Source organism: Vibrio sp. 1069, assembly GCF_033340555.1.
In genome coordinates, this window is record NZ_JAWOWP010000385.1 from 1 (window position 1) to 697 (window position 697).

Genomic DNA, 697 nt, shown 5'->3' on the forward strand with positions numbered 1-697 from the left:
ACACCCATGGTATTTGTGCTTTGACTCACCAGTGCGCGAGCTGCGGCATTGGGTCTGTAGCCCAATTTGCTCATTGCTTTGGTGACCGACTCTACCGATGATTGACTGGCTTTTGGGGACTTGTTGATCACGCGAGAAACCGTTGCGACCGAAACACCGGCTTCTTTCGCGACATCCTTGATCGTTGCCATATAGAACCTTTAGTGGCTAAAAAATTTGACTGGAAGTATTAAACACCCATTGTGTAATAAGTGCAATTTGATAGAGGATTTGCTTTCGGAAATGAGATCTTTACCACTTGTATTTATTAAGCTTACTGATAGTGTAAACGTTATCTTTTTAGTAAAACTTTACTGAGGTTTTAATTATGGAAACTATCGCTTACTCTGATTTTGCCAAACTGGAAATTCGTACCGGAAAAATCATTGAAGTAGCTCGTCATCAAAATGCAGACAAGCTGTATATTGTGCAGATTGATATTGGTGAAAAAACACTGCAAACCGTAACCAGTTTAGTGCCTTATTACACCGAGGAAGAGTTGATGGGAAAACAAGTGGTCGTGTTGTGTAATCTTGCCAAAGCCAAAATGCGCGGTGAAACCTCTGAATGTATGTTGTTATGCGCAGAAACGGATGATGAATCCGAAAGTGTGTTACTAACGCCAGAAAGAGCGATGCCGACCGGGGTGAGAATTGTT

2 protein-coding genes are annotated in these 697 nt (G+C 41.9%); one reads left to right on the forward strand and one right to left on the reverse strand.

All coding sequences use genetic code 11. From position 1 onward, the window contains the following. On the reverse strand, positions 1 to 191 hold a 191-nt coding region (locus tag R7040_RS26680; protein ID WP_318097615.1), incomplete at its 3' end, for a LacI family DNA-binding transcriptional regulator. A 176-nt stretch (positions 192 to 367) separates the two neighbouring features. Between R7040_RS26680 and R7040_RS26685 the strand changes: the two genes are divergently transcribed. Next, positions 368 to 697, forward strand: a 330-nt coding sequence (locus tag R7040_RS26685; protein WP_005494151.1) for a tRNA-binding protein, incomplete at its 3' end; no start/stop codon positions are given.